This is a genomic window from Streptomyces sp. NPDC014801 (genome assembly GCF_043082085.1).
Lineage (GTDB): Bacteria > Actinomycetota > Actinomycetes > Streptomycetales > Streptomycetaceae > Streptomyces.
Window position 1 is genome coordinate 388550 of the sequence record NZ_JBIBXG010000006.1, and the last position, 19240, is coordinate 407789.

Here is a 19240-nt window from a genome sequence, read left to right on the forward strand (position 1 = left end):
CCGTACGCCTGGACCCGTGCCGCGCGCCGGGGCGGCCGCCCCGGCGAGGAAACAGCAGGTCAGCGGCTCTTTGCGGCAGGCTCCAGAATCGCCACGCACTCCACGTGGTGCGTCATCGGGAACAGGTCGAACGCCCGCAGGGTCCGCACGCGGTAGCCGCCGTCGCGGAAGTACGCCAGGTCGCGGGCCAGGGCCGCGGGGTCGCAGGCGACGTAGGCGATGCGGCGGGCGCCGAGGGAGGACAGGTGGGCGACCGTGGAGCGGCCGGCGCCGGCGCGGGGCGGGTCGAGGACGATGAGGTCGACCTCGGTGATGCCGGTGCGCGGCAGGACCGACTCGACCTTGCCCTGTTCGATGCGGACCCGCGGGAAGTCGGCGAGGTTGTGCCGCGCGTCCTCGACGGCGCGCTTGCCGGACTCGATGCCGAGCACCGCGCCGTTCTCGCCGAGGCGGTCGGCCAGCGCGCCCGCGAAGAGGCCGACGCCGCAGTACAGGTCGAGGGCCATCTCGCCCTTGCGGGGCAGCAGGCCCTGCATGACGGCCGTGACGAGGGTGTCGGCGGCCTTCGGGTGGACCTGCCAGAAGCCGCCGCTGCCGACCCGGTGCGTCCGGCCGTCGGCGCGCTCGCGCACGAACGGGCGGCCGTGGACGCGGTGCACCCCGCCGGACTTCTCGTCCACGCGCATCACCGAGACCGGACGGTCCAGTTCCACCAGCGGCAGCCGGGCGCCCGCGCGCGGGGTCAGGATGACCTGGCGGTCCTGCGAGCCCACCGCCGCGATCGCCTCGACCGACTCCATGCCGGTCCAGTCCCGCTGCTCGATGCCCAGCTCGCTGACGCCCTCCGCCGCGATCATGCAGTGGTCGATGCGCTCCACCTCGTGCGAGCGGTGGCGGCGCAGACCGGCGTGGCCCTCCGCGTCGACGGCGTACTGGACGCGGGTCCGCCACTGCGGGACCTGGCCGGCGGGCAGCTTGTCGCCCTCGGCCGGGACCACCGTGCCGTCCCAGCCGGCCTCCTCGGGCGTCAGGCCCGCGAGCCGCTTCAGCTGCTCGGCGATCACCTCGCCCTTCAGCCGCCGCTGGGCGCCCGGCTTGGCGTGCTGCCAGTCGCAGCCGCCGCAGCGGCCCGGACCGGCGAAGGGACAGGGCGCCTCGATGCGGTCCTTGGACGCCTCCAGGATCTCCACGGCGTCGGCGCGCAGGAACCGCGCGCCCTCCTCGCCCTCGGTCACCCGCGCCACGACCCGCTCGCCGGGCAGAGCGTGCCGCACGAAGAGGACCTGGCCCTCGGGGGCGCGGGCGATGCAGTGGCCGCCGTGCGCGACGGGGCCGATCTCGACCTCGTACTCGGCCCCGACCAGCGACCCCGCCTGCGACTTGTTCTCTTCTGCCTGCATGGCGGGGTGACTCCAGATCGAATGAGGGATACGGCCGGACAACAGCCCACCAGTCTACGGGGTGCGGACCCCCGCCCGCGCCCACGCCCGAGGCGGAGCACCGCCGGGGCCACGCTCACCGTGCTTCGCCGGCGCGCACGGCGACCGAGGGGCGCGCACGACGGCCGAAAGGCACGCACAGCGGCTGAGGGCGCGCAGCACGGCCGAGGGGCGCGCACGGCGAGAGTCCCCCGCCGTCCGCGCCCCCCGCGCGCTACTGCCGCGCGTCCGGCTCCTTCGCCCGCTCCCCCTGGGTCAGGGGGCCACGGCGCACCGAACCCGGCGCGTTCCACTCCTGCCGCCTGCGGGCCCGCTTCTTCGCGGCCTCGGAGGACTGCAGCTGGTAGGGCACCGAGGTGACCATGATGCCCGGCGTGAACAGCAGCCGGCCCTTGAGGCGCAGCGCGCTCTGGTTGTGCAGGAAGTGCTCGTACCAGTGGCCGACCACGTACTCGGGGATGATGACGGAGACCGCGTCGCGCGGGCTCTCCTTGCGCAGGCTCTTGACGTACTCGATGACCGGCCGCGTGATCTCGCGGTACGGCGAGTCCAGCACCTTCAGCGGTACGTCGATGCCGCGCCGTTCCCACTCCTCGCGCAGCGCCTTGGTCTCGACCGGGTCGACGTTGACGGTCAGCGCCTCCAGCGAGTCGGAGCGCATCAGCTTGGCGTAGGCGAGCGCGCGCAGCGTCGGGCGGTGGATCTTGGAGATCAGGACCACCGAGTGGACGCGGGAGGGCCGGACGCTGTCGTCGCTGGGGCCCTCGGGGGCGGCGATCTCCGCGGCGACCCGGTCGTAGTGCTTACGGATCGCGGTCATCGTCACGTAGAAGATGCACATGCCGAGCAGGGCGACCCACGCGCCGTGCGTGAACTTGGTGATCAGCACGACGACCAGCACCAGGCCGGTGAAGAAGGCGCCGAAGGTGTTGATCGCGCGGGAGCGGATCATGTGGCTGCGCTTGGCCGGGTCCCGTTCGGTGGCCAGGTGCCGGTTCCAGTGCCGGACCATGCCGGTCTGGCTCAGCGTGAAGGACACGAACACGCCGACGATGTACAGCTGGATCAGCCGCGTGGAGTCGGCGCCGTAGATGAGGACCAGCAGGGTCGCCGTGCCGGCCAGCAGCACGATGCCGTTGGAGAAGGCGAGGCGGTCGCCGCGGGTGTGCAGCTGGCGCGGCAGGTAGCGGTCCTGGGCGAGGATCGAGCCGAGCACCGGGAAGCCGTTGTAGGCGGTGTTGGCCGCGAGGAACAGCACCAGCGCGGTGGCGGCGGCCAGCACGACGAAGAAGAAGCTGCCCTTGCCGAACACGGCCTCGGCGACCTGGGTGATCACCGGGTTCTGGACGTAGCCGGGGCCGATCCCGACGCCGTTCTTCAGCAGGTCGGTGGCCGGGTTCTCGGCCATGCGGACCTTGGTGACCAGGGCGAGCACGATGATGCCGCAGAACATGGTGACGGCCAGCAGGCCCATCATCGCCAGCGTGGTCGCCGCGTTCTTCGACTTGGGCTTGCGGAAGGCGGGCACGCCGTTGGAGATCGCCTCGACACCGGTGAGCGCGGCGCAGCCGGAGGAGAAGGCGCGCAGCATCAGGAAGACCAGCGCGAAGCCGGCCAGGCCCTGGTGCTCGGCCTTGATGTGGAAGTCGGCGGTGGGCGCCCGCATGGTGTCGCCGAGGACCAGCCCGCGGAAGGCACCCCAGGCGATCATGATGAAGACGCCCGCGACGAACACGTACGTCGGGATCGCGAAGAGCTTGCCGGACTCCTTGACGCCGCGCAGGTTCATCAGCGTCAGCAGGATGATCACCGCGACGGCGCAGGCCACCTTGTGCTCGACGACGAAGGGGATCGCGGAGCCCAGGTTCTCGATGCCGGAGGAGATCGACACGGCGACGGTCAGGACGTAGTCGACGAGCAGGGCGCTCGCCACCGTCAGGCCGGCCTTGGCGCCGAGGTTGGTGGTGGCGACCTCGTAGTCGCCGCCGCCGCTGGGGTAGGCGTGGACGTTCTGCCGGTAGGAGGCGACCACCGTGAACATCAGGACGACGACAGCGAGGGCGATCCAAGGGCTGAAGTGGTACGCCGACACGCCCGCGATGGACAGGACCAGCAGCACCTCCCCTGGCGCGTAAGCCACGGAGGACAACGGGTCGGAGGCGAAAACGGGAAGGGCGATGCGCTTCGGCAGGAGCGTCTCGCCCAGCCGGTCACTGCGCAGTGCGCGCCCGATCAGAATCCGTTTGGGCACGTCGGTCAGTTTGGACACAACAGAGGATCGTAAGCCTTCGAACAGGGGGTCGCCCACCTGCCGTGCCCGATCTGCCGCACGAGTGGAATCAGCCCGGAACAACGCGACGGATTCCGCAGGTGGCGCCGCGGCCGTGCCTAGATGACTGGACTCCCGCCCCACGCCGCACCTCGGAGGTCCCCGTGCCCGCCACCGCAGAGCTGATCGGCGCCGCCGTCGCACTCCTCGGCCTCGGATTCCTCACCCTGCGCAGCGTGCGCAGCATCACTCGCCGCCGGGCCCCGCACCCGCGGTAACCGCCCCGGGGGTGCACAGCCCGCGGTACGCCTGTGTAGCTTGGTCGCCGGTCTGAGACCCTGTTGAAGCGAGTGAAAACGTTGACACCGGAAGGACGGTCGTGCACATCGTCATCATGGGCTGCGGCAGAGTGGGTTCCGCTCTCGCCCAGACCCTGGAGCAGCAGGGGCATACGGTCGCGGTGATCGACCAGGACCCCACCGCCTTCCGGCGCCTCGGTTCCTCGTTCGGCGGCCGCCGGGTGACCGGGGTCGGCTTCGACCAGGACACCCTGCGCGAGGCGGGCATCGAGGACGCCGGCGCCTTCGCGGCGGTGTCCAGCGGCGACAACTCCAACATCATCGCCGCCCGGGTGGCCCGCGAGATGTTCGGCGTCGAGAACGTCGCGGCCCGCATCTACGACCCCCGGCGCGCCGAGGTCTACCAGCGCCTGGGCATCCCGACGGTCGCCACGGTCCGCTGGACGGCCGACCAGATGCTGCGCCGTCTGCTGCCCTCCGGCTCCGAGCCGCTGTGGCGTGACCCCACGGGTGGGGTGCAGCTCGCCGAGGTGCACGCCTCGGCCGCCTGGGTCGGGCACAAGATCAGCACGCTGCAGGAGGAGACGGGCGTCCGGGTGGCGTTCCTGACCCGCCTCGGCGAGGCGATCCTGCCCACCTCGCAGACGGTGCTGCAGGAGGGCGACCTGGTGCACGTGATGATGCGCACCGACGAGGTCGAGAAGGTCGAGGCGGCGTTCGCCAAGGGCCCTGAAGAGGAGGGCGGTCACTGATGAGGGTCGCCATTGCCGGTGCCGGCGCGGTGGGCCGCTCGATCGCGGGCGAACTGCTGGAGAACGGCCACGAGGTACTGCTGATCGACAAGGCGCCGACCGCGATCTCGGTCGAGCGCGTCCCGCAGGCGGAGTGGCTGCTCGCCGACGCCTGCGAGATCACCTCCCTGGACGAGGCGGCGCTGCAGCGCTGCAACGTCGTGATCGCCGCGACCGGCGACGACAAGGTCAACCTGGTCGTCTCCCTGCTGGCGAAGACGGAGTACGGCGTTCCGCGCGTCGTGGCCCGGGTGAACAACCCGAAGAACGAGTGGCTGTTCAACGAGTCCTGGGGCGTGGACGTCGCCGTCTCCACCCCGCGTCTGATGTCGGCCCTGGTCGAGGAGGCGGTGAGCGTCGGCGACCTGGTCCGGCTGCTGCGCTTCAGCCACGGCGACGCGAACCTGGTCGAGCTGACCCTGCCGGAGGAGTCGGCGCTGGCCGGCACGCAGGTCGGCGACGTGGAGTGGCCGCAGGACACCTCGCTGGTCACCATCATCCGCGGCACGCGGGTGCTCACGCCGTCCCGGGAGGACTCGCTGGAGCCCGGCGACGAGCTGCTCTTCGTGGCCGCGCAGGCCCGCGAGGGCCAGCTGGAGGACCTGCTGTCGGTCCGCCGCGACGACGCCTGACGGTTCACACCTGCGATACGGCGATGGGGCGCCCGGTGATCACCGGGCGCCCCATCGCCGTATCGCGTCGCGCATCCCGCCTGTCGCGGGCCGCGGCTGTCGTCCCGCCGGGGCGGCAGTGCTACGCCTGCCTGCGGTGGCGGCCGCCCGTCGGCTCCGTGGGCTCGGCGCCGTCGACGCCCTCCGCCCGCTCGGCGGCCAGCGCGGCCTTGCGCTCCTCCTCTGCCTTCTCCTCGGCCTCCATCTCGGCGAACACGTCGATCGGCGGCGGCGCCTTCGCCAGGAACACCCAGGTCAGGTAGACGGCGAGCAGGAACGGCGGGATCTTCAGGGCGACCAGGACCCAGCCGAGCTGCGTGGTGTCGGCCCACCAGTACAGCGGGAAGAGGATCGCGCACTTGGCGAGCAGGATCAGGCCCCACGCCCAGCTGGCCTTGGCGTAGGCCTTCTTGCGGCCCGGGTTGCGGGTGCGCCAGGAGAGGTTCTCCTTGAAGACCGGGCCGAGGATCAGGCCGATCAGCGGGACGCCGGCGAGCGTGGTGACGATGTACGCCAGCGCCAGGCCCAGGGTGTAGAGCATGCCCGGCAGGTAGAAGTCCTTGGCGTTGCCGGTCATCATCGCGAAGACGACACCGAAGGCGACCCCGAAGACGCCGCTGAAGGCGTGCTTGACGGTGTCCCGCATCGCGAGCCGGACCACGACTAGGACCAGGGACACGGCCACGGCGGCGATCGCCGAGAGGTGGAGGTCCTTGTTGATGGTGTAGATGGTGACGAAGAGGAGGCCGGGAAGCACCGTCTCGACCATGCCCCGCACTCCGCCGAACGCCTCGAACAGCGCGGCCTCCGTCACCGCCCGGGCGTCGTCCGCAGATGTGTGGTCGGTCGGCTTGTCGAGTGACGTCACCGGCTACTCCCGTCCGAGGGGTCGCAGTTCGTATTTCGGGTTGAACAGCACCCGGCGGCCCCGGCTCATCGAGATCCGGCCCGATGCGATCAGCTTGCGCCCCGGTTCTATCCCGACGATGGAGCGCCGGCCGAGCCACACCACGTCCAGCGCGGCGGTGCCGTCGAACAGCTCCGCCTCCAGCGCCGGAACGCCCGCGCGGGGACGCAGGGTGACCGTGCGCAAGGTACCAGTCACCGTAACGATCTGACGGTCCTTGCAGTCACCGATCCGGGTACAGCCCGCCGTCTTGGCGTCCTCACGCAGCTCCTCGGACTCCAGGTCCTCCTGCGACGAGGAGAGCCGGTCGAGCATGCGCCGGAACCGGCCCGCCGGCTTTTCGGAACGAGGAACAGCACTCATATCCAAAGCGTACCGGGGTGCACTGACCGCTACGTAGCCCTCGTGTCGGCCCTCACATCCGCCTCGCGCGAGACACCCCCTAGCGCTCGAAGCGGTATCCCATCCCCGGCTCGGTGATGAAGTGCTTGGGGTGCGACGGGTCGGCCTCCAGCTTCCGCCGCAGCTGCGCCATGTACACCCTCAGGTAGTTGGTCTCCGTCCCGTACGACGGCCCCCACACCTCCTGCAGCAGCTGCTTCTGGCTGACCAGGCGGCCGCCGTTGCGCACCAGCACTTCCAGCAGATGCCACTCGGTGGGCGTCAGCCGGACGTCCCGCCCGGCCCGGTTGACCTTCTTCGCGGCGAGGTCGACGGTGAACTCGTCCGTCTCCACCGTCACCTCGTCCTCCCCCGCCCCGACCGGCTCGGCGCGGCGCACGGCGGCCCGCAGCCGGGCCAGCAGCTCGTCCATGCCGAACGGCTTGGTGACGTAGTCGTCGGCGCCGGCGTCCAGCGCCTCCACCTTCTCGTCGGAGGAGTGCCGCGCCGACAGCACGATGATCGGCACCCGCGTCCAGCCCCGCAGCCCCCTGATCACCTCGACGCCGTCCATGTCGGGCAGTCCCAGGTCCAGGACCACCACGTCCGGATGGCGGGCGGCCGCGAGCTTCAGGGCGCCCGCCCCGTCGTGGGCGGCGTCGACGTCGTACTTGCGGGCCTTGAGATTGATCACGAGGGCGCGCACGATCTGCGGCTCGTCGTCGACCACGAGCACCCGGGTCATCTGACCTGCCTTTCCGGGGGAACCGACTGCACGAGCTCCGGCGGACGCGAGCCGGCCGCGCGGAGGCTGAGAACCATGGTGAGGCCACCGCCGGGCGTGTCCTCGGCGTTCAGGGTGCCGCCCATCGCCTCGGCGAAACCGCGTGCCACGGCCAGCCCGAGGCCGACGCCGGCGCCGCGCGGGGAGTCGCCGTAGCGCTGGAAGGGCGCGAAGATGCGCTCCTTCGCCTCGTCCGGCACGCCCGGGCCCCGGTCGACGACCCGCACCTCCACCCGGTCGGCGATGGCGCTCGCGGCCACCAGGACCCGCTGCCCGGGCGGGCTGTACTTGACGGCGTTCTCCACGAGGTTGGCCACCGACCGCTCCAGCAGCCCGGCGTCCACGGCGACCATGGGCAGCGTCTCGGGGACGTCCAGCTCGACGCTGCCCTCGGGGACACCGCCGAGCGCCATCGGCACGACCTCGTCGACGTCGATCTCGCGGACGAGCGGGGTGACCGTGCCGGTCTGCAGCCGGGACATGTCGAGCAGGTTGCCGACCAGGTGGTCCAGCCGGTCGGCGCCCTCCTCGATCGCGGCGAGCAGTTCGGCCCGGTCCTCCTCGGACCACTCGACGTCGTCGGAGCGCAGCGAGGACACCGACGCCTTGATCCCGGCGAGCGGCGTGCGCAGGTCGTGGCTGACGGCGGCCAGCAGCGCGGTGCGGATGCGGTTGCCCTCGGCGAGCTCCTTGGCCTGGTCGGCCTCCTGCCGCAGCCGCTGCCGGTCCAGCACCACGGCGGCCTGCGCGGCGAACGCGGCCAGCACCCGGCGGTCCTCGGCGGGCAGCACCCTCCCGGTCAGCGCCAGCGCCATGTGGTCGCCGACCGGCACGTCCACGTCCGCGTCCTCCGGCCGCTCCACGGGCCCGCCCGGCCCGGCGCGGCCGGCGCAGGTCCACGGCGCCACGTCGCTCTCGCGTTCCAGCAGGGCCGCCGACTCCATGCCGAAGGTCTCCCGCACCCGCTCCAGCAGCGCCTCCAGGCTGGTCTCGCCGCGCAGCACGTTCCCGGCGAGGAACGACAGGATCTCCGACTCCGCGCGCAGCCGCGCCGCCTGCTGGGTGCGCCGGGCGGCCAGGTCGACCACCGAGGCGACCGACACGGCCACCGACACGAAGATCAGAAGCGCCAGGATGTTCTTCGGGTCGGCGATCGTCACCCGGTGCACGGGCGGGGTGAAGAACCAGTTCAGCAGCATCGACCCGCACGCCGCCGCGGCCAGCGCCGGCAGCAGCCCGCCCAGCAGGGCCGCCGCCACCGTCAGCCCCAGGAACAGCAGCATGTCGTTGGTCAGGCCCAGCGAGGAGTCGTTGCCGGTCAGCGCCAGCGTCAGCAGCACCGGGCCGCCGATGCCCACCAGCCAGCCCGCCGCCACCCGGGACCGGCCGAGCCGGGCACCGCGCGCGATCGGCAGTCCGCGGCCCTTGGCGACCTCCTCGTGCGTGACGATGTGCACGTCGAGGTCGGGCCCCGACTCCCGGGCGACCGTCGCGCCGACCCCGGGGCCGAAGACGTACTGCCAGCTCTTGCGGCGCGAGGAGCCGAGCACGATCTGGGTGGCGTTCACCCCGCGGGCGAAGGCCAGCAGGGCGGCGGGGATGTCGTCGCCGACGACGTGGTGGAAGGTGCCGCCCAGGTCCTCCACGAGCGTGCGCTGCACGGCCAGCTCCTTGGGCGAGGCGGCGGTGAGGCCGTCGCTGCGGGAGATGTACACCGCGAGCACCTCCCCGCCGGCGCCCTTCTCCGCGAGCCGCGCCGCCCGGCGGATGAGCGTGCGTCCCTCCGGCCCGCCGGTCAGCCCGACGACGATCCGCTCCCGCGAACCCCAGATCGCCGACACCCGGTGCTCGCTGCGGTACCGCTGGAGGTACTCGTCGACCCGGTCCGCCACCCACAGCAGCGCCAGCTCCCGCAGCGCGGTGAGGTTGCCGGGCCGGAAGTAGTTCGACAGTGCCGCGTCCACCTTGTCCGGCTGGTAGATGTTGCCGTGCGCCATCCGCCGGCGCAGCGCTTCCGGCGACATGTCGACCAGCTCTATCTGGTCCGCCCGGCGCACCACCTCGTCCGGCACCGTCTCCTGCTGCCGCACGCCCGTGATCGACTCCACCACGTCGCCGAGGGACTCCAGGTGCTGGATGTTGACCGTGGACACCACGTCGATCCCGGCGGCCAGCAGCTCCTCGACGTCCTGCCAGCGCTTGGCGTTGCGCGCGCCGGGGACGTTGCTGTGGGCCAGCTCGTCCACGAGCGCCACGTGCGGGCGGCGGGCCAGCACCGCGTCGACGTCCATCTCGGTGAACCGCGCGCCCCGGTACTCCAGCTCCCGGCGCGGGACCGTCTCCAGTCCGTGCAGCATCACTTCCGTGCGCGCCCGGCCGTGGTGCTCGACGAACCCGACCACGCAGTCCGTACCGCGCTCGACACGCCGGTGCGCCTCGGACAGCATCGCGTACGTCTTGCCGACGCCGGGTGCCGCTCCCAGGTAGATCCGCAGCTTGCCACGTGCCATGAAACCCATTGTCTTCCGGTGACCGTCCCCCATCGCAGCGTCGACCCTACGACCCACGAAGGCGACAAAAAGGACGGGATGTCGGGCGGGGTACGTCTTTGACGCAACTCTGACGCACCGGACGGGCCGGGCACGGGTGCGCCGCACGGAACACCGGACGGGTGGCGGGTGTGCACGGGTGCGCCGCACGGAACACCGGACGGGTGGGTGGATGCGGCCGCGCCTCAGTCCCCCTCGACGATCCGCCCGTCCCGGAGCTCCAGGACCCGGTCGGCCAGGTCCAGCAGTGTCGCGTCGTGCGTGGCGACCAGGGCCGTGACCCGCTCGCTGTGGACGACCGCGCGCAGCAGCTCCATGACGGCGTGGCCGGTCTCCGCGTCCAGCTGGCCCGTCGGCTCGTCGGCTATGAGCAGCGCCGGCTCGTTGGCGAGGGCGCGGGCGATCGCCACGCGCTGCTGCTGGCCGCCGGACATCTCGCCGGGGCGCTGCGCGGCGTGGTCGGCGAGGCCGACGAGGGACAGCAGCAGCTCCACCCGCTGCTCCCGCTCACGCGGGTCGGCCCGGCGCAGCCGCATCGGCACGCCCACGTTCTCCGCGGCGGTGAGGATCGGGATGAGCCCGAAGGACTGGAACACGAAGCCGATCCGGTCCCGGCGCAGGGCCAGCAGCCCCTCCTCGCCCAGCCCGGACAGCTCCCTGCCGTCGACGGTCACCTGCCCCCGGTCCGGTGCGTCGAGCCCGCCGACGATGTTGAGCAGCGTGGTCTTGCCCGATCCCGAGCGGCCCTTGAGGGCGACGAGCTCGCCGCGCGGGATCTCGAAGGAGACGCCGCGCAGCGCGTGGACGGCGGCCGCTCCCTCGCCGTAGGACTTGTGCACGTCCTCGACGCGCACCATCGTCTCGGTGACGACCCTGGTCATCCGTACTCCCCCTGTTCCCCCGTGGACCGGGCGCCAGTATCCCCAGTGGGCGCCCGGTCCCTCAATGCTTCGCGCTGTCCGTTGTGCGATTTCGGCTTCCCGGACGTGTTCTCACTCCCTCATCGGATGAGACCCCCGCAACGGTTCACGCCGGATTGTCCCCGTGGGTCAGCGTCTCCCAGGCCACGAAGAGGTTGTTGCTGCCGGCCGGGCGGTTGCGCTGGGTCAGGGACTGGGTGTTGGTCATGGCGATGCCGAGACGGTTGTGCAGCGCGTTGTACCCGACCTCGGTGACCGGGCCCAGGCCGAGCGTGAGCGAGCCGCCGCACAGCCAGCTCGGGACGGCCGCGCCCAGTTCGTACTTGGCCTGGAAGCCGAGCGCCTGGCGCAGCCGCTCGCCGACGTCGGTGCCGTACAGGTCCTGTCCCTGGATGCGGCTGGTCTCGGCGACATGGGAGATGGCGGAGATCCCGTACCCGGTGTGGACGAAGTCGCGGCAGGTCTCCTGGGTGAGTCCGGTGACGAAGGTGGACTGCCCCTGCCAGTACTTGACGATCTTGTCCCGGGTGTCGAGGTGCTGGCTCGGCACGGTCTTCGGCTGGTCGCCGTCGGACGCCAGGTAGACGTAGGCGGCGGTCCGGGTGCGGAAGGTGGCCATGGCGCGGTCGTACGACGCCCGGTCCTCCAGGAAGACGGAGATGCCGACGGCCGCCTCCATCATCGACAGCTCCCAGTTGCCGTTGGAGTTCGAGCCGTTGATGACCTCGGGCAGGTAGACGTTCCGCAGCATGGTCGCGAAGCGGCCGGCGTTCGGCCAGCCCCCGGAGTAGGTGTACTTGACGATCTCGGCGGCGCGCGGCCAGGTGGAGCCCGCCCAGCCGGTCTGCAGCGGCGCGTTGCTGTTGGTGTGGTCCTGGACGACCGCCGACCAGGCGTCCATGAGCTGGATGGCCTTCTTCGCGTACCGCTCGTCGCGGGTGACGTACCAGGCGAGCGCGTCGGTGTAGGCGGCGATCGCGTCCTCACGCTCGTCGGTGCAGCCGTAGTTGGGGTTGGAGTACGAGCCGCACTCGACGACCGCGCGGGGCTTCGGGGTGCGGCCGAGGTCGGCGTACTTGCTCGCCAGCAGCTGGTCGAAGGCGCCCTTCCAGGGCTGGGCCCCGGCGAGCACCTGGGTGCGGGCGAAGTCGAGCTGGCTCCGGGAGACGGTGACACCGGGGTGGACGAAGGCGGCCGGAGCCAGGGAGGCCGCGAAGGGAGCGGAGGCTGAGGAGGCCGGGGCGGAGTGGGCGGCGGGCGCGGTGAGGGCACCCAGCAGCAGGGAGGACACCGCGGTGAGCAGTAAGGCACGACGACGCATAGCGACTCCGTTCGAGTACGTGAACGTGGAGCGCCTCTGTGAACGCAGGCGTTGGCCGGTGACCATAGGTACAGACCAAAGCCCCGTCAAGGGGTCACGCATGCGAAAGGGCCGCACCCGTGGGGGTGCGGCCCTCGTCATGCCCGGCTCGGGATGCCTGCGGTTCTCCTCGCCGTGCCTGGCTCGGGAAGCCTGCGGTTCTCCTCGCCGTGCCTGGCTCGGGAAGCCTGTGGTTCTCCTCGCCGTGCCTGGCTCAGCGGACCTCGGTGATCTCCGGTCCACGCTGCAGCTGGCCCATGCCACCGGAGAAGCGCGAGCCCTCCTCCTGCTGCTGGACGCCCTCGGGCACCATCTGCGCGTCGTTCGGCAGCTTCAGCACGATCGGGTCGCGCGGGGCCATCGGACCCTCGCCCCGGACCACGACCGTGTCCCGGAAGATCTGCTCGAGCAGGCCCGCGGCCTGCGGCTGCACGGCGCCCTGCCCGGAGATCACACCGCGCAGGAACCAGCGCGGACCGTCGACACCGACGAACCGCACGACCTGGAAGCCGCCCGTGCCGTCGGGCAGCTGCACCGGCACCTGGGCGCGCAGCTCCCAGCCGAGCGGGCCCTCGACCTCGTCGACGATGCCACCCTGCTGAGTGATGCCCGCGCCGATCTCCTCGCGGACCTCGCCCCAGATGCCCTCGCGCTTGGGCGCGGCGAAGGCCTGCAGCTGGATGGCGCTGTCGCGCAACACGACGGTCGCCGCGACGATCGCGTCTCCCGCGACCTCCACGCGCAGTTCCATGCCGTCGACGCCCGGCACGAACAGGCCACCGAGGTCCACCCGGCCCTCGGCCGGGTCGCGCACCTCGGAGACGTCCCAGGGCCCGTCGGGCCGCGGCTCCGGCTCGAGCCGTACGCGCTCGCGCTCGCCCTCTTCGTCCGCCTCGGTGTCGACGCTGTCGACGACCTGCTCGGCCTCGCCGGCCGCGTCCTCGGCGGCATCCCTCTTCTTGCGACGTCCGAACACGTCACTGTCCTTCCCGGTCGGATACGACCGAAGCGTATCGATTCCCACCCGTCGGGCCGCCGTCGGCGACCTGACCGCTCGTGCCGCTTTCACCGCCCACCGCGGCATGGCCCCCGGTGGACCCGAAGCCCCCCTCGGCCCGTGCCGAGCCGGGAAGTTCCGCCACCTCCTGGAAGCGGACCCTCTCGACCTGCTGGACGACCAGTTGGGCGATCCGGTCGAAGCGCTCGAACCGCACGGACTCGTGCGGGTCGAGATTCACCACGATCACCTTGATCTCCCCACGGTACCCGGCATCAACCGTCCCCGGGGCATTCACCAGGGCGACACCGCAGCGGGCGGCCAGGCCGGAGCGCGGGTGCACGAACGCCGCGTACCCCTCGGGCAGGGCGACAGACACCCCGGTGGGCAGCACCGCGCGCTCACCGGGGGCGAGTTCGCAGGCCTCGGTCGTGCGCAGATCGGCGCCCGCGTCCCCGGGGTGCTCATACGTCGGAAGGGGTACGTCCGGATCGACGCGGCGGATGAGTACCTGCAGCGGTTCGCGGCTCACGGGTTCACCTCGAAGGCGCGGGCCCGGCGCAGCTGGTCCGGGTCGCTCATGGCGGCCTGGATCTCCTCCTGCCGGCCGTGGTCGATGAAGTGGTCGACCTTGACCTCGATGAAGAGGGCGTCGGCGCGGACGGCGACGGGTCCGTCAGGGCCGCCGATGCGGCCGGTGGCCGTGGAGTAGATCTTCCGTCCGGCCACGGCCGTCACCTCGGCCTCCAGATGGAGCGTGGTGCCGACCGGGACGGGGCGCACGAAGTCGGTCTCCAGGCGTCCGGTGACGGCGATCGTGCGCAGCAGCCAGTTCAGCGAGCCGAGCGTCTCGTCCAGCGCGGTGGCCAGGACGCCGCCGTGGGCCAGGCCGGGCGCCCCCTGGTGAGCGCTCTGCACGGTGAACTCGGCGGTGATGCTGACGCCCTCGCCGGCCCGGGCCGCCAGGTGCAGTCCGTGGGCCTGCCCGCCGCCGCACCCGAAACAGTGTTCGTAGTGGGCGCCGAGGAGCTCGCCGGGTGCCGGGGCGTCGGGGTGCCGCACCGGTGGCACGGCGTCTGCCGGGGGCTGAAGAGCTGGGGAAGTACCACTCACAGCCGCAGACCTTACCCGCGCGTCGGTGCCGTCCCGACACCGTGCCAAGCTTGGCTCCATGCAGCTCTCCGCCACCCCCTACGAAGAACGCCTCACCGCCCCCCGCTCGTGGTGGCTGGTCTCCTTCCTCGTGGGCGTCGCCCTCGCGCTGGTCTTCCTGCCGTTCGGCACGCTGCCGATGCTCGGCGCCCTGGTGGGCGGTACGGCCGTGTCGGCGGTCGTGGCCAGCGCGTACGGCTCGCTGCGCATCCGTGTGGTGAACGGCTTCCTGATCGCCGGCGAGGCGAAGATCCCGGTGTCGGCGCTGGGCGAGGCCGAGGTGCTGGACGCGGAGGAGGCGCGCGCCTGGCGCACCTACAAGGCGGACACGCGCGCGTTCCTGCTGCTGCGCGCGTACATCCCGAGGGCCCTGAAGGTCGAGGTCACGGACCCCGACGACCCGACGCCGTACCTGTACCTGTCGACCCGCGAGCCGGAGCGCCTGGCCGAGGCCCTGAAGGCGGCCCAGGAGGCGGCACACCAGTAGGACCGGCCCCTGGGTGCCGCCGCCGCTGCGGCACGCTCAGCGAGCCACCGAAGCCGCGCCCCGAGCCCGCTAGGGACAGCGGGCGGCAGCCTTTCGCCGCGGGGGCGGTGCGCTGCGGGCAGGGGTCGCGTCGAGCGGCGCACCAAAGCCGCGCGCCGGGCTCTCCAAGAGGAGCGCACGGCAGCCTTTCGCCGCCGGGGCAGTGCGCTGCGGGCAGCGGCGCACGTTTTACGGATCACCGAAACCACGCGCCGGATCGCAGCAGGCAGCTGGCGGGAGTCCGTCCGCCACCGCCGGAGCGCCGCGCGCGGCGAGCGCGCAGCGCGCGGCAGCCATTCGCCGCGGGGACGATGCGCTGCGGGCAGCGCCGCACGCCAAGCGGGGCACCAAAGACGCGCGCGGAACGCCGCAGGCAGCGAGCAGGAGCCTTTCCGCCACCCGCCCGAGCGCCCCGCGGGCAGCGGGCAGCGGGCAGCGGGCAGCGGGCAGCGGGCAGCGGGCAGCGGGCAGCGGGCAGCGGGCAGCGGGCAGCGGGCAGCGGGCAGCGGGCAGGAGAACGCCCGCGGCCGCCGGTCAGTTCTCGGGGGCCCCGGTCAGTTTTCGAGGTCCTTGGTGAGCTCGTCCATCTCCAGGGGCCTGGCCGGCTGCTCCAGCGGCGGCAGGGCCGCGAGGGCGTCCCAGGGGACCTGCATCGCGCGGAGGTCCTTGCGGACGTGCTCGGCGAGTCTGCGGGTCTCGCGGCGGTTCATGACCGCGCCGACGGCGGCGCCGACCATGAACGGCATCAGGGTGGGCAGATCGCGCACCAGGCGCTTCATGATCTGCTGGCGCAGTTCGCGCTTCATGCGGCCACCGAGGGCCGCGTCGAACGTCGACGGCTTCATCACGTTGATGCCCCGCTCCCCGGACCACGAGCGCAGGTAGATGGCGCTGCGGTCCTTGAGCGTGCCGGGCGGTCGCCGGCCGTAGACCTCGTGGAGCTCGGCGATGAGCTTCAGCTCGATCGCCGCGACGCCGGTGATCTCGGCGGCCAGCTGGGCCGGCATGGCGGGCGGCACGGGCATCATCGCCGCCGCGCCCACTCCCGCTCCGACCGTCGCCGTCGCCTTCGAGGCGCCGGCCACGAGTTTGTCCGCCAGCTGTTCGGGGCCGAGGCCCGGGAACTGCCGGCGAAGCGTCGCGAGGTCGCGCACGGGCACGCGCGGAGCGAGGTCGATGATCCCGTCGGCGAGATGGGTCAGGCCCGCACGTGCACGGTCCTTGCCCTTGCTCGCGCCCGTTCTGGCCAGTTCCCCGGCCTTGGCGCGGGCTGCGGCGGCTCGCCGCCTGGCGACAGGCATACGTCCGGCCCGGTCCCGAAGACCGGCCCGGTCGCCTGCCGATTCGAGCGAGGCCGACCCCGTCGCTTCCGTAGAGGACCTAGGGGGTGAGCCTCGCTCGTCGTCACGCACGCCGTGGGGGCCGTCCTGTGGCCCCGGGTCCGCTCCCCTGCGGGAGAAGCGGCGCTTCCGAGAGGGGGTCGAGCCAGTCACGGCCGACCCCGCCTCAGTCGCAGTCGCGGCAGATCGGCTGACCGTTCTTCTCCCTGGCCAGCTGGCTGCGGTGGTGCACCAGGAAGCAGCTCATGCACGTGAACTCGTCCTGCTGCTTGGGCAGCACCCGGACGGCCAACTCCTCGTTGGAGAGGTCGGCGCCGGGCAGCTCGAGGCCTTCAGCGGCTTCGAATTCGTCGACGTCGACGGACGACGCCGACTTGTCGTTCCGTCGTGCCTTCAGCTCTTCAAGGCTGTCGGAGTCGACGTCGTCGTCGGTCTTGCGTGGGGTGTCGTAGTCGGTTGCCATGTCGCTCTCCCCCTCCGGGTGTCTGCGGTGTCTCCAGCGCACGTAACGCGTGAGAGGCCGGACTTGTGCCCGACCCGAGGCGGAGATTTTGCCTCACATCAAGGTCTGTTACTCAATCGACACCCAACCGGACTCCTCAAGAGTGATCGGCTTGGATGGCGATCGGGACCGTACACGGTCCTAATGTCGCACTTCAAAGGCGTCCCACCGTGTACTTCCCGTGATCACGACCCCTGAAAACCCGGATTTTCCGGGCTTTCCGGGGCTCCTCATGATCACTCAGAGTAGATGGCCGGGAAATCGCCTTTGTGATCGATCACACACGGGGGCCCCGGACAGGCGCCCGGAAAATTCCGCCCAAAGCGAACATCCTCCGCGCGTGTCGCGACGGCTCAGATCGGCAGGGTGACGCGCATCACGAGCCCACCCCCCTCACGGGGCGTGGCCGTGATGTGCCCGCCGTGCGCCCGGGCCACGGACCGCACGATGGACAGGCCGAGGCCCACCCCCTTGTCGCTGCCGGTGCGCTCGGTGCGCAGCCGCCGGAACGGCTCGAAGAGATTGTCGATCTCGTACGCCGGGACCACCGGGCCCGTGTTGGACACGACCAGGACGGCCTGCCCGTGCTGGACCTCCGTGGTGACCTCGACCCAGCCACCCTCGGGGATGTTGTACCGCACGGCGTTCTGCACCAGGTTCAGGGCGATCCGCTCCAGCAGGACGCCGTTGCCCTGGACGACGGCCGGCTCACGCTTGTCGCGCAGCTCCACGCCCCGTTCCTCGGCCTCGCCCCGCACCTGGTCGACGGCCTGGGAGGCCACCTCGGACAGGTCGACCGGCTTGCGCTCGACGATCTGGTTGTCGCTGCGGGCGAGCAGCAGCAGGCCCTCGACCAGCTGCTCGCTGCGCTCGTTGGTGGCCAGCAGCGTCTTGCCGAGCTGCTGCAGCTCCACGGGCGCGTTCGGGTCGGACAGGTGCACTTCCAGCAGCGTGCGGTTGATGGCGAGCGGGGTGCGCAGCTCGTGCGAGGCGTTGCCGACGAAGCGCTGCTGGGCGGTGAACGCCCGCTGGAGGCGCTCCAGCATGTCGTCGAAGGTGTCGGCGAGCTCCTTGAGCTCGTCGTCCGGTCCGTCCAGCTCGATGCGGCGGGACAGATCGGATCCGGCCACCGCGCGGGCGGTGCGGGTGATCCGGCCGAGCGGCGACAGCACCCGGCCGGCCATCGCGTAACCGAACGCGAAGGCGATCACCGCGAGACCCAGCAGGGCGAGCAGGGAGCGGCTGAGCAGGTCGTCCAGGGCGTGCTGCTGCTGGATGGCCTCGCACTGCTTGAGCGCCGCGTTCAGCTCGCCGCTGTTGGTCGCCGTGTTCAGGTTCGGACACGTCGTGCTGGTCACGTCCAGGTTGGTGCCCGACACGGTGAAGGCCGGGCCGCTGCCCTCGTGCAGGGCCTGGGCGGCCAGCAGGTAGATGATCGACAGCAGCAGGATGCCGGCGATCAGGAACATGCCGCCGTACAGCAGCGTGAGCCGTATGCGGATGGTGGGGCGCAGCCACGGGAAGGGCGGCTCCGGCTTCCTGGGGTCCCAGGTGGGCTTGGGCGGCGCCGTCGGTACCGGGGGTGCGGGGGTGGCGGCCATCGCGCGTCAGATCCGGTAACCCGAGCCGGGCACGGTGACGATCACCGGCGGCTCGCCCAGCTTGCGGCGCAGGGTCATCACCGTCACCCGCACCACGTTGGTGAACGGGTCGGTGTTCTCGTCCCAGGCCTTCTCCAGCAGCTGCTCGGCGGAGACCACCGCGCCCTCGCTGCGCATCAGCACCTCAAGGACGGCGAACTCCTTCGGCGCGAGCTGCACCTCGCGGCCGTCACGGAAGACCTCGCGGCGGTTGGGGTCGAGCTTGATGCCGGCCCGCTCCAGGACGGGCGGCAGCGGCACGCTGGTGCGCCGGCCGAGGGCACGCACGCGTGCGATCAGCTCGCTGAACGCGAACGGCTTGGGCAGATAGTCGTCGGCGCCGATCTCCAGGCCCTCCACACGGTCGCTGACGTCGCCGGAGGCCGTGAGCATCAGCACGCGCGTGGGCATGCCCAGCTCGACGATCTTGCGGCAGACGTCGTCGCCGTGCACGAGCGGGAGGTCGCGGTCGAGGACGACCACGTCGTAGTCGTTGACGCCGATGCGTTCCAGGGCGGCCGCACCGTCGTACACGACGTCGACGGCCATGGCCTCCCGGCGCAGTCCGGTGGCCACCGCATCGGCGAGCAGCTGCTCGTCCTCGACGACGAGTACGCGCACGTCGCTTGTCCTTCCTCAAAGCCGCCAGGGCACGCCGCAGGGGCGCGCGCAGGGCGGGATCCGTACCGGGGTCTACGCCTCCATCCTGCCGC

18 protein-coding genes are annotated in these 19240 nt (G+C 71.7%); 3 read left to right on the top strand and 15 right to left on the bottom strand.

Annotation, left to right across the window (positions count from 1 at the left end):
• Positions 1–59: 59 nt before the first annotated feature.
• Together ACF1AL_RS16845 and ACF1AL_RS16850 are read right to left on the bottom strand one after the other, a co-directional pair.
• Positions 60–1400 carry a class I SAM-dependent RNA methyltransferase gene (locus ACF1AL_RS16845; RefSeq protein ID WP_391826339.1) on the bottom strand — a complete coding sequence of 447 codons (1341 nt, stop codon included), beginning with the start codon at positions 1398–1400 and terminating at the stop codon, positions 60–62.
• A 253-nt stretch (positions 1401–1653) separates the two neighbouring features.
• On the bottom strand, positions 1654–3708 hold the full coding sequence (locus tag ACF1AL_RS16850; RefSeq protein WP_386585019.1) for an APC family permease: 2055 nt from the start codon (positions 3706–3708) through the stop codon (positions 1654–1656).
• 379 nt (positions 3709–4087) lie between these two features.
• On the opposite strand from ACF1AL_RS16850, the gene ACF1AL_RS16855 reads away from it, so the two are divergent.
• Both ACF1AL_RS16855 and ACF1AL_RS16860 read left to right on the top strand, forming a co-directional pair.
• A complete protein-coding gene (locus ACF1AL_RS16855; protein WP_384214865.1) occupies positions 4088–4759 on the top strand; it encodes an NAD-binding protein in 672 nt (223 codons plus the stop codon).
• Positions 4759–5430: a TrkA family potassium uptake protein gene (locus tag ACF1AL_RS16860; protein ID WP_366836600.1), complete on the top strand. Its 672-nt coding sequence runs from the start codon at positions 4759–4761 to the stop codon at positions 5428–5430. Before ACF1AL_RS16855 ends, ACF1AL_RS16860 begins: the two co-directional genes overlap by 1 nt.
• A gap of 121 nt (positions 5431–5551) precedes the next feature.
• On the opposite strand, the gene ACF1AL_RS16865 is transcribed toward ACF1AL_RS16860, so the two are convergent.
• From ACF1AL_RS16865 to ACF1AL_RS16905, 9 genes are all read right to left on the bottom strand, one after another.
• Positions 5552–6337: a DUF3159 domain-containing protein gene (locus tag ACF1AL_RS16865; RefSeq protein ID WP_391700808.1), complete on the bottom strand. Its 786-nt coding sequence runs from the start codon at positions 6335–6337 to the stop codon at positions 5552–5554.
• A 3-nt stretch (positions 6338–6340) separates the two neighbouring features.
• Complete coding sequence (locus ACF1AL_RS16870; protein WP_366836598.1) at positions 6341–6739, bottom strand: OB-fold nucleic acid binding domain-containing protein; 399 nt, start codon at positions 6737–6739, stop codon at positions 6341–6343.
• 79 nt (positions 6740–6818) lie between these two features.
• Positions 6819–7502: a response regulator gene (locus tag ACF1AL_RS16875; RefSeq protein WP_366836597.1), complete on the bottom strand. Its 684-nt coding sequence runs from the start codon at positions 7500–7502 to the stop codon at positions 6819–6821.
• Positions 7499–10051, bottom strand: coding sequence for an ATP-binding protein (locus ACF1AL_RS16880; RefSeq protein WP_391779651.1), 2553 nt, complete (start codon positions 10049–10051; stop codon positions 7499–7501). Before ACF1AL_RS16880 ends, ACF1AL_RS16875 begins: the two co-directional genes overlap by 4 nt.
• Before the next feature lie 224 nt (positions 10052–10275).
• Positions 10276–10971, bottom strand: a complete 696-nt coding sequence (locus ACF1AL_RS16885; RefSeq protein ID WP_366836595.1) for an ABC transporter ATP-binding protein — start codon at positions 10969–10971, stop codon at positions 10276–10278.
• A gap of 145 nt (positions 10972–11116) precedes the next feature.
• Entirely contained in the window at positions 11117–12331 is a 1215-nt protein-coding gene (locus ACF1AL_RS16890) for an alginate lyase family protein (protein ID WP_391821367.1), read from the bottom strand.
• A gap of 253 nt (positions 12332–12584) precedes the next feature.
• Positions 12585–13346, bottom strand: a complete 762-nt coding sequence (locus ACF1AL_RS16895) for a DUF3710 domain-containing protein (protein ID WP_366836593.1) — start codon at positions 13344–13346, stop codon at positions 12585–12587.
• Position 13347: 1 nt separating this feature from the next.
• Positions 13348–13899 carry a dUTP diphosphatase gene (gene dut / locus ACF1AL_RS16900; RefSeq protein WP_391826341.1) on the bottom strand — a complete coding sequence of 184 codons (552 nt, stop codon included), beginning with the start codon at positions 13897–13899 and terminating at the stop codon, positions 13348–13350.
• Positions 13896–14480: a PaaI family thioesterase gene (locus ACF1AL_RS16905; protein WP_366836591.1), complete on the bottom strand. Its 585-nt coding sequence runs from the start codon at positions 14478–14480 to the stop codon at positions 13896–13898. The genes dut and ACF1AL_RS16905 overlap by 4 nt, the downstream gene beginning before the upstream one ends.
• A gap of 58 nt (positions 14481–14538) precedes the next feature.
• Here ACF1AL_RS16905 and ACF1AL_RS16910 point away from each other — a divergent pair, with 58 nt between their 5' ends.
• Entirely contained in the window at positions 14539–15006 is a 468-nt protein-coding gene (locus ACF1AL_RS16910; RefSeq protein WP_366836590.1) for a DUF3093 domain-containing protein, read from the top strand.
• 593 nt (positions 15007–15599) lie between these two features.
• On the opposite strand, the gene ACF1AL_RS16915 is transcribed toward ACF1AL_RS16910, so the two are convergent.
• From ACF1AL_RS16915 to ACF1AL_RS16930, 4 genes are all read right to left on the bottom strand, one after another.
• Positions 15600–16538 (bottom strand): hypothetical protein, encoded by a 939-nt coding sequence (locus ACF1AL_RS16915; RefSeq protein WP_391826343.1) that lies wholly within the window; start codon positions 16536–16538, stop codon positions 15600–15602.
• Between the two features lie 13 nt (positions 16539–16551).
• Positions 16552–16848, bottom strand: coding sequence for a DUF4193 domain-containing protein (locus ACF1AL_RS16920; protein WP_043504706.1), 297 nt, complete (start codon positions 16846–16848; stop codon positions 16552–16554).
• A 392-nt stretch (positions 16849–17240) separates the two neighbouring features.
• Complete coding sequence (locus tag ACF1AL_RS16925) at positions 17241–18488, bottom strand: HAMP domain-containing sensor histidine kinase (protein WP_366836588.1); 1248 nt, start codon at positions 18486–18488, stop codon at positions 17241–17243.
• Between the two features lie 6 nt (positions 18489–18494).
• The gene (locus ACF1AL_RS16930) at positions 18495–19148 is read right to left on the bottom strand and encodes a response regulator transcription factor (RefSeq protein ID WP_010353034.1); all 654 of its coding nucleotides are present in this window, start codon (positions 19146–19148) and stop codon (positions 18495–18497) included.
• Positions 19149–19240: the final 92 nt, after the last annotated feature.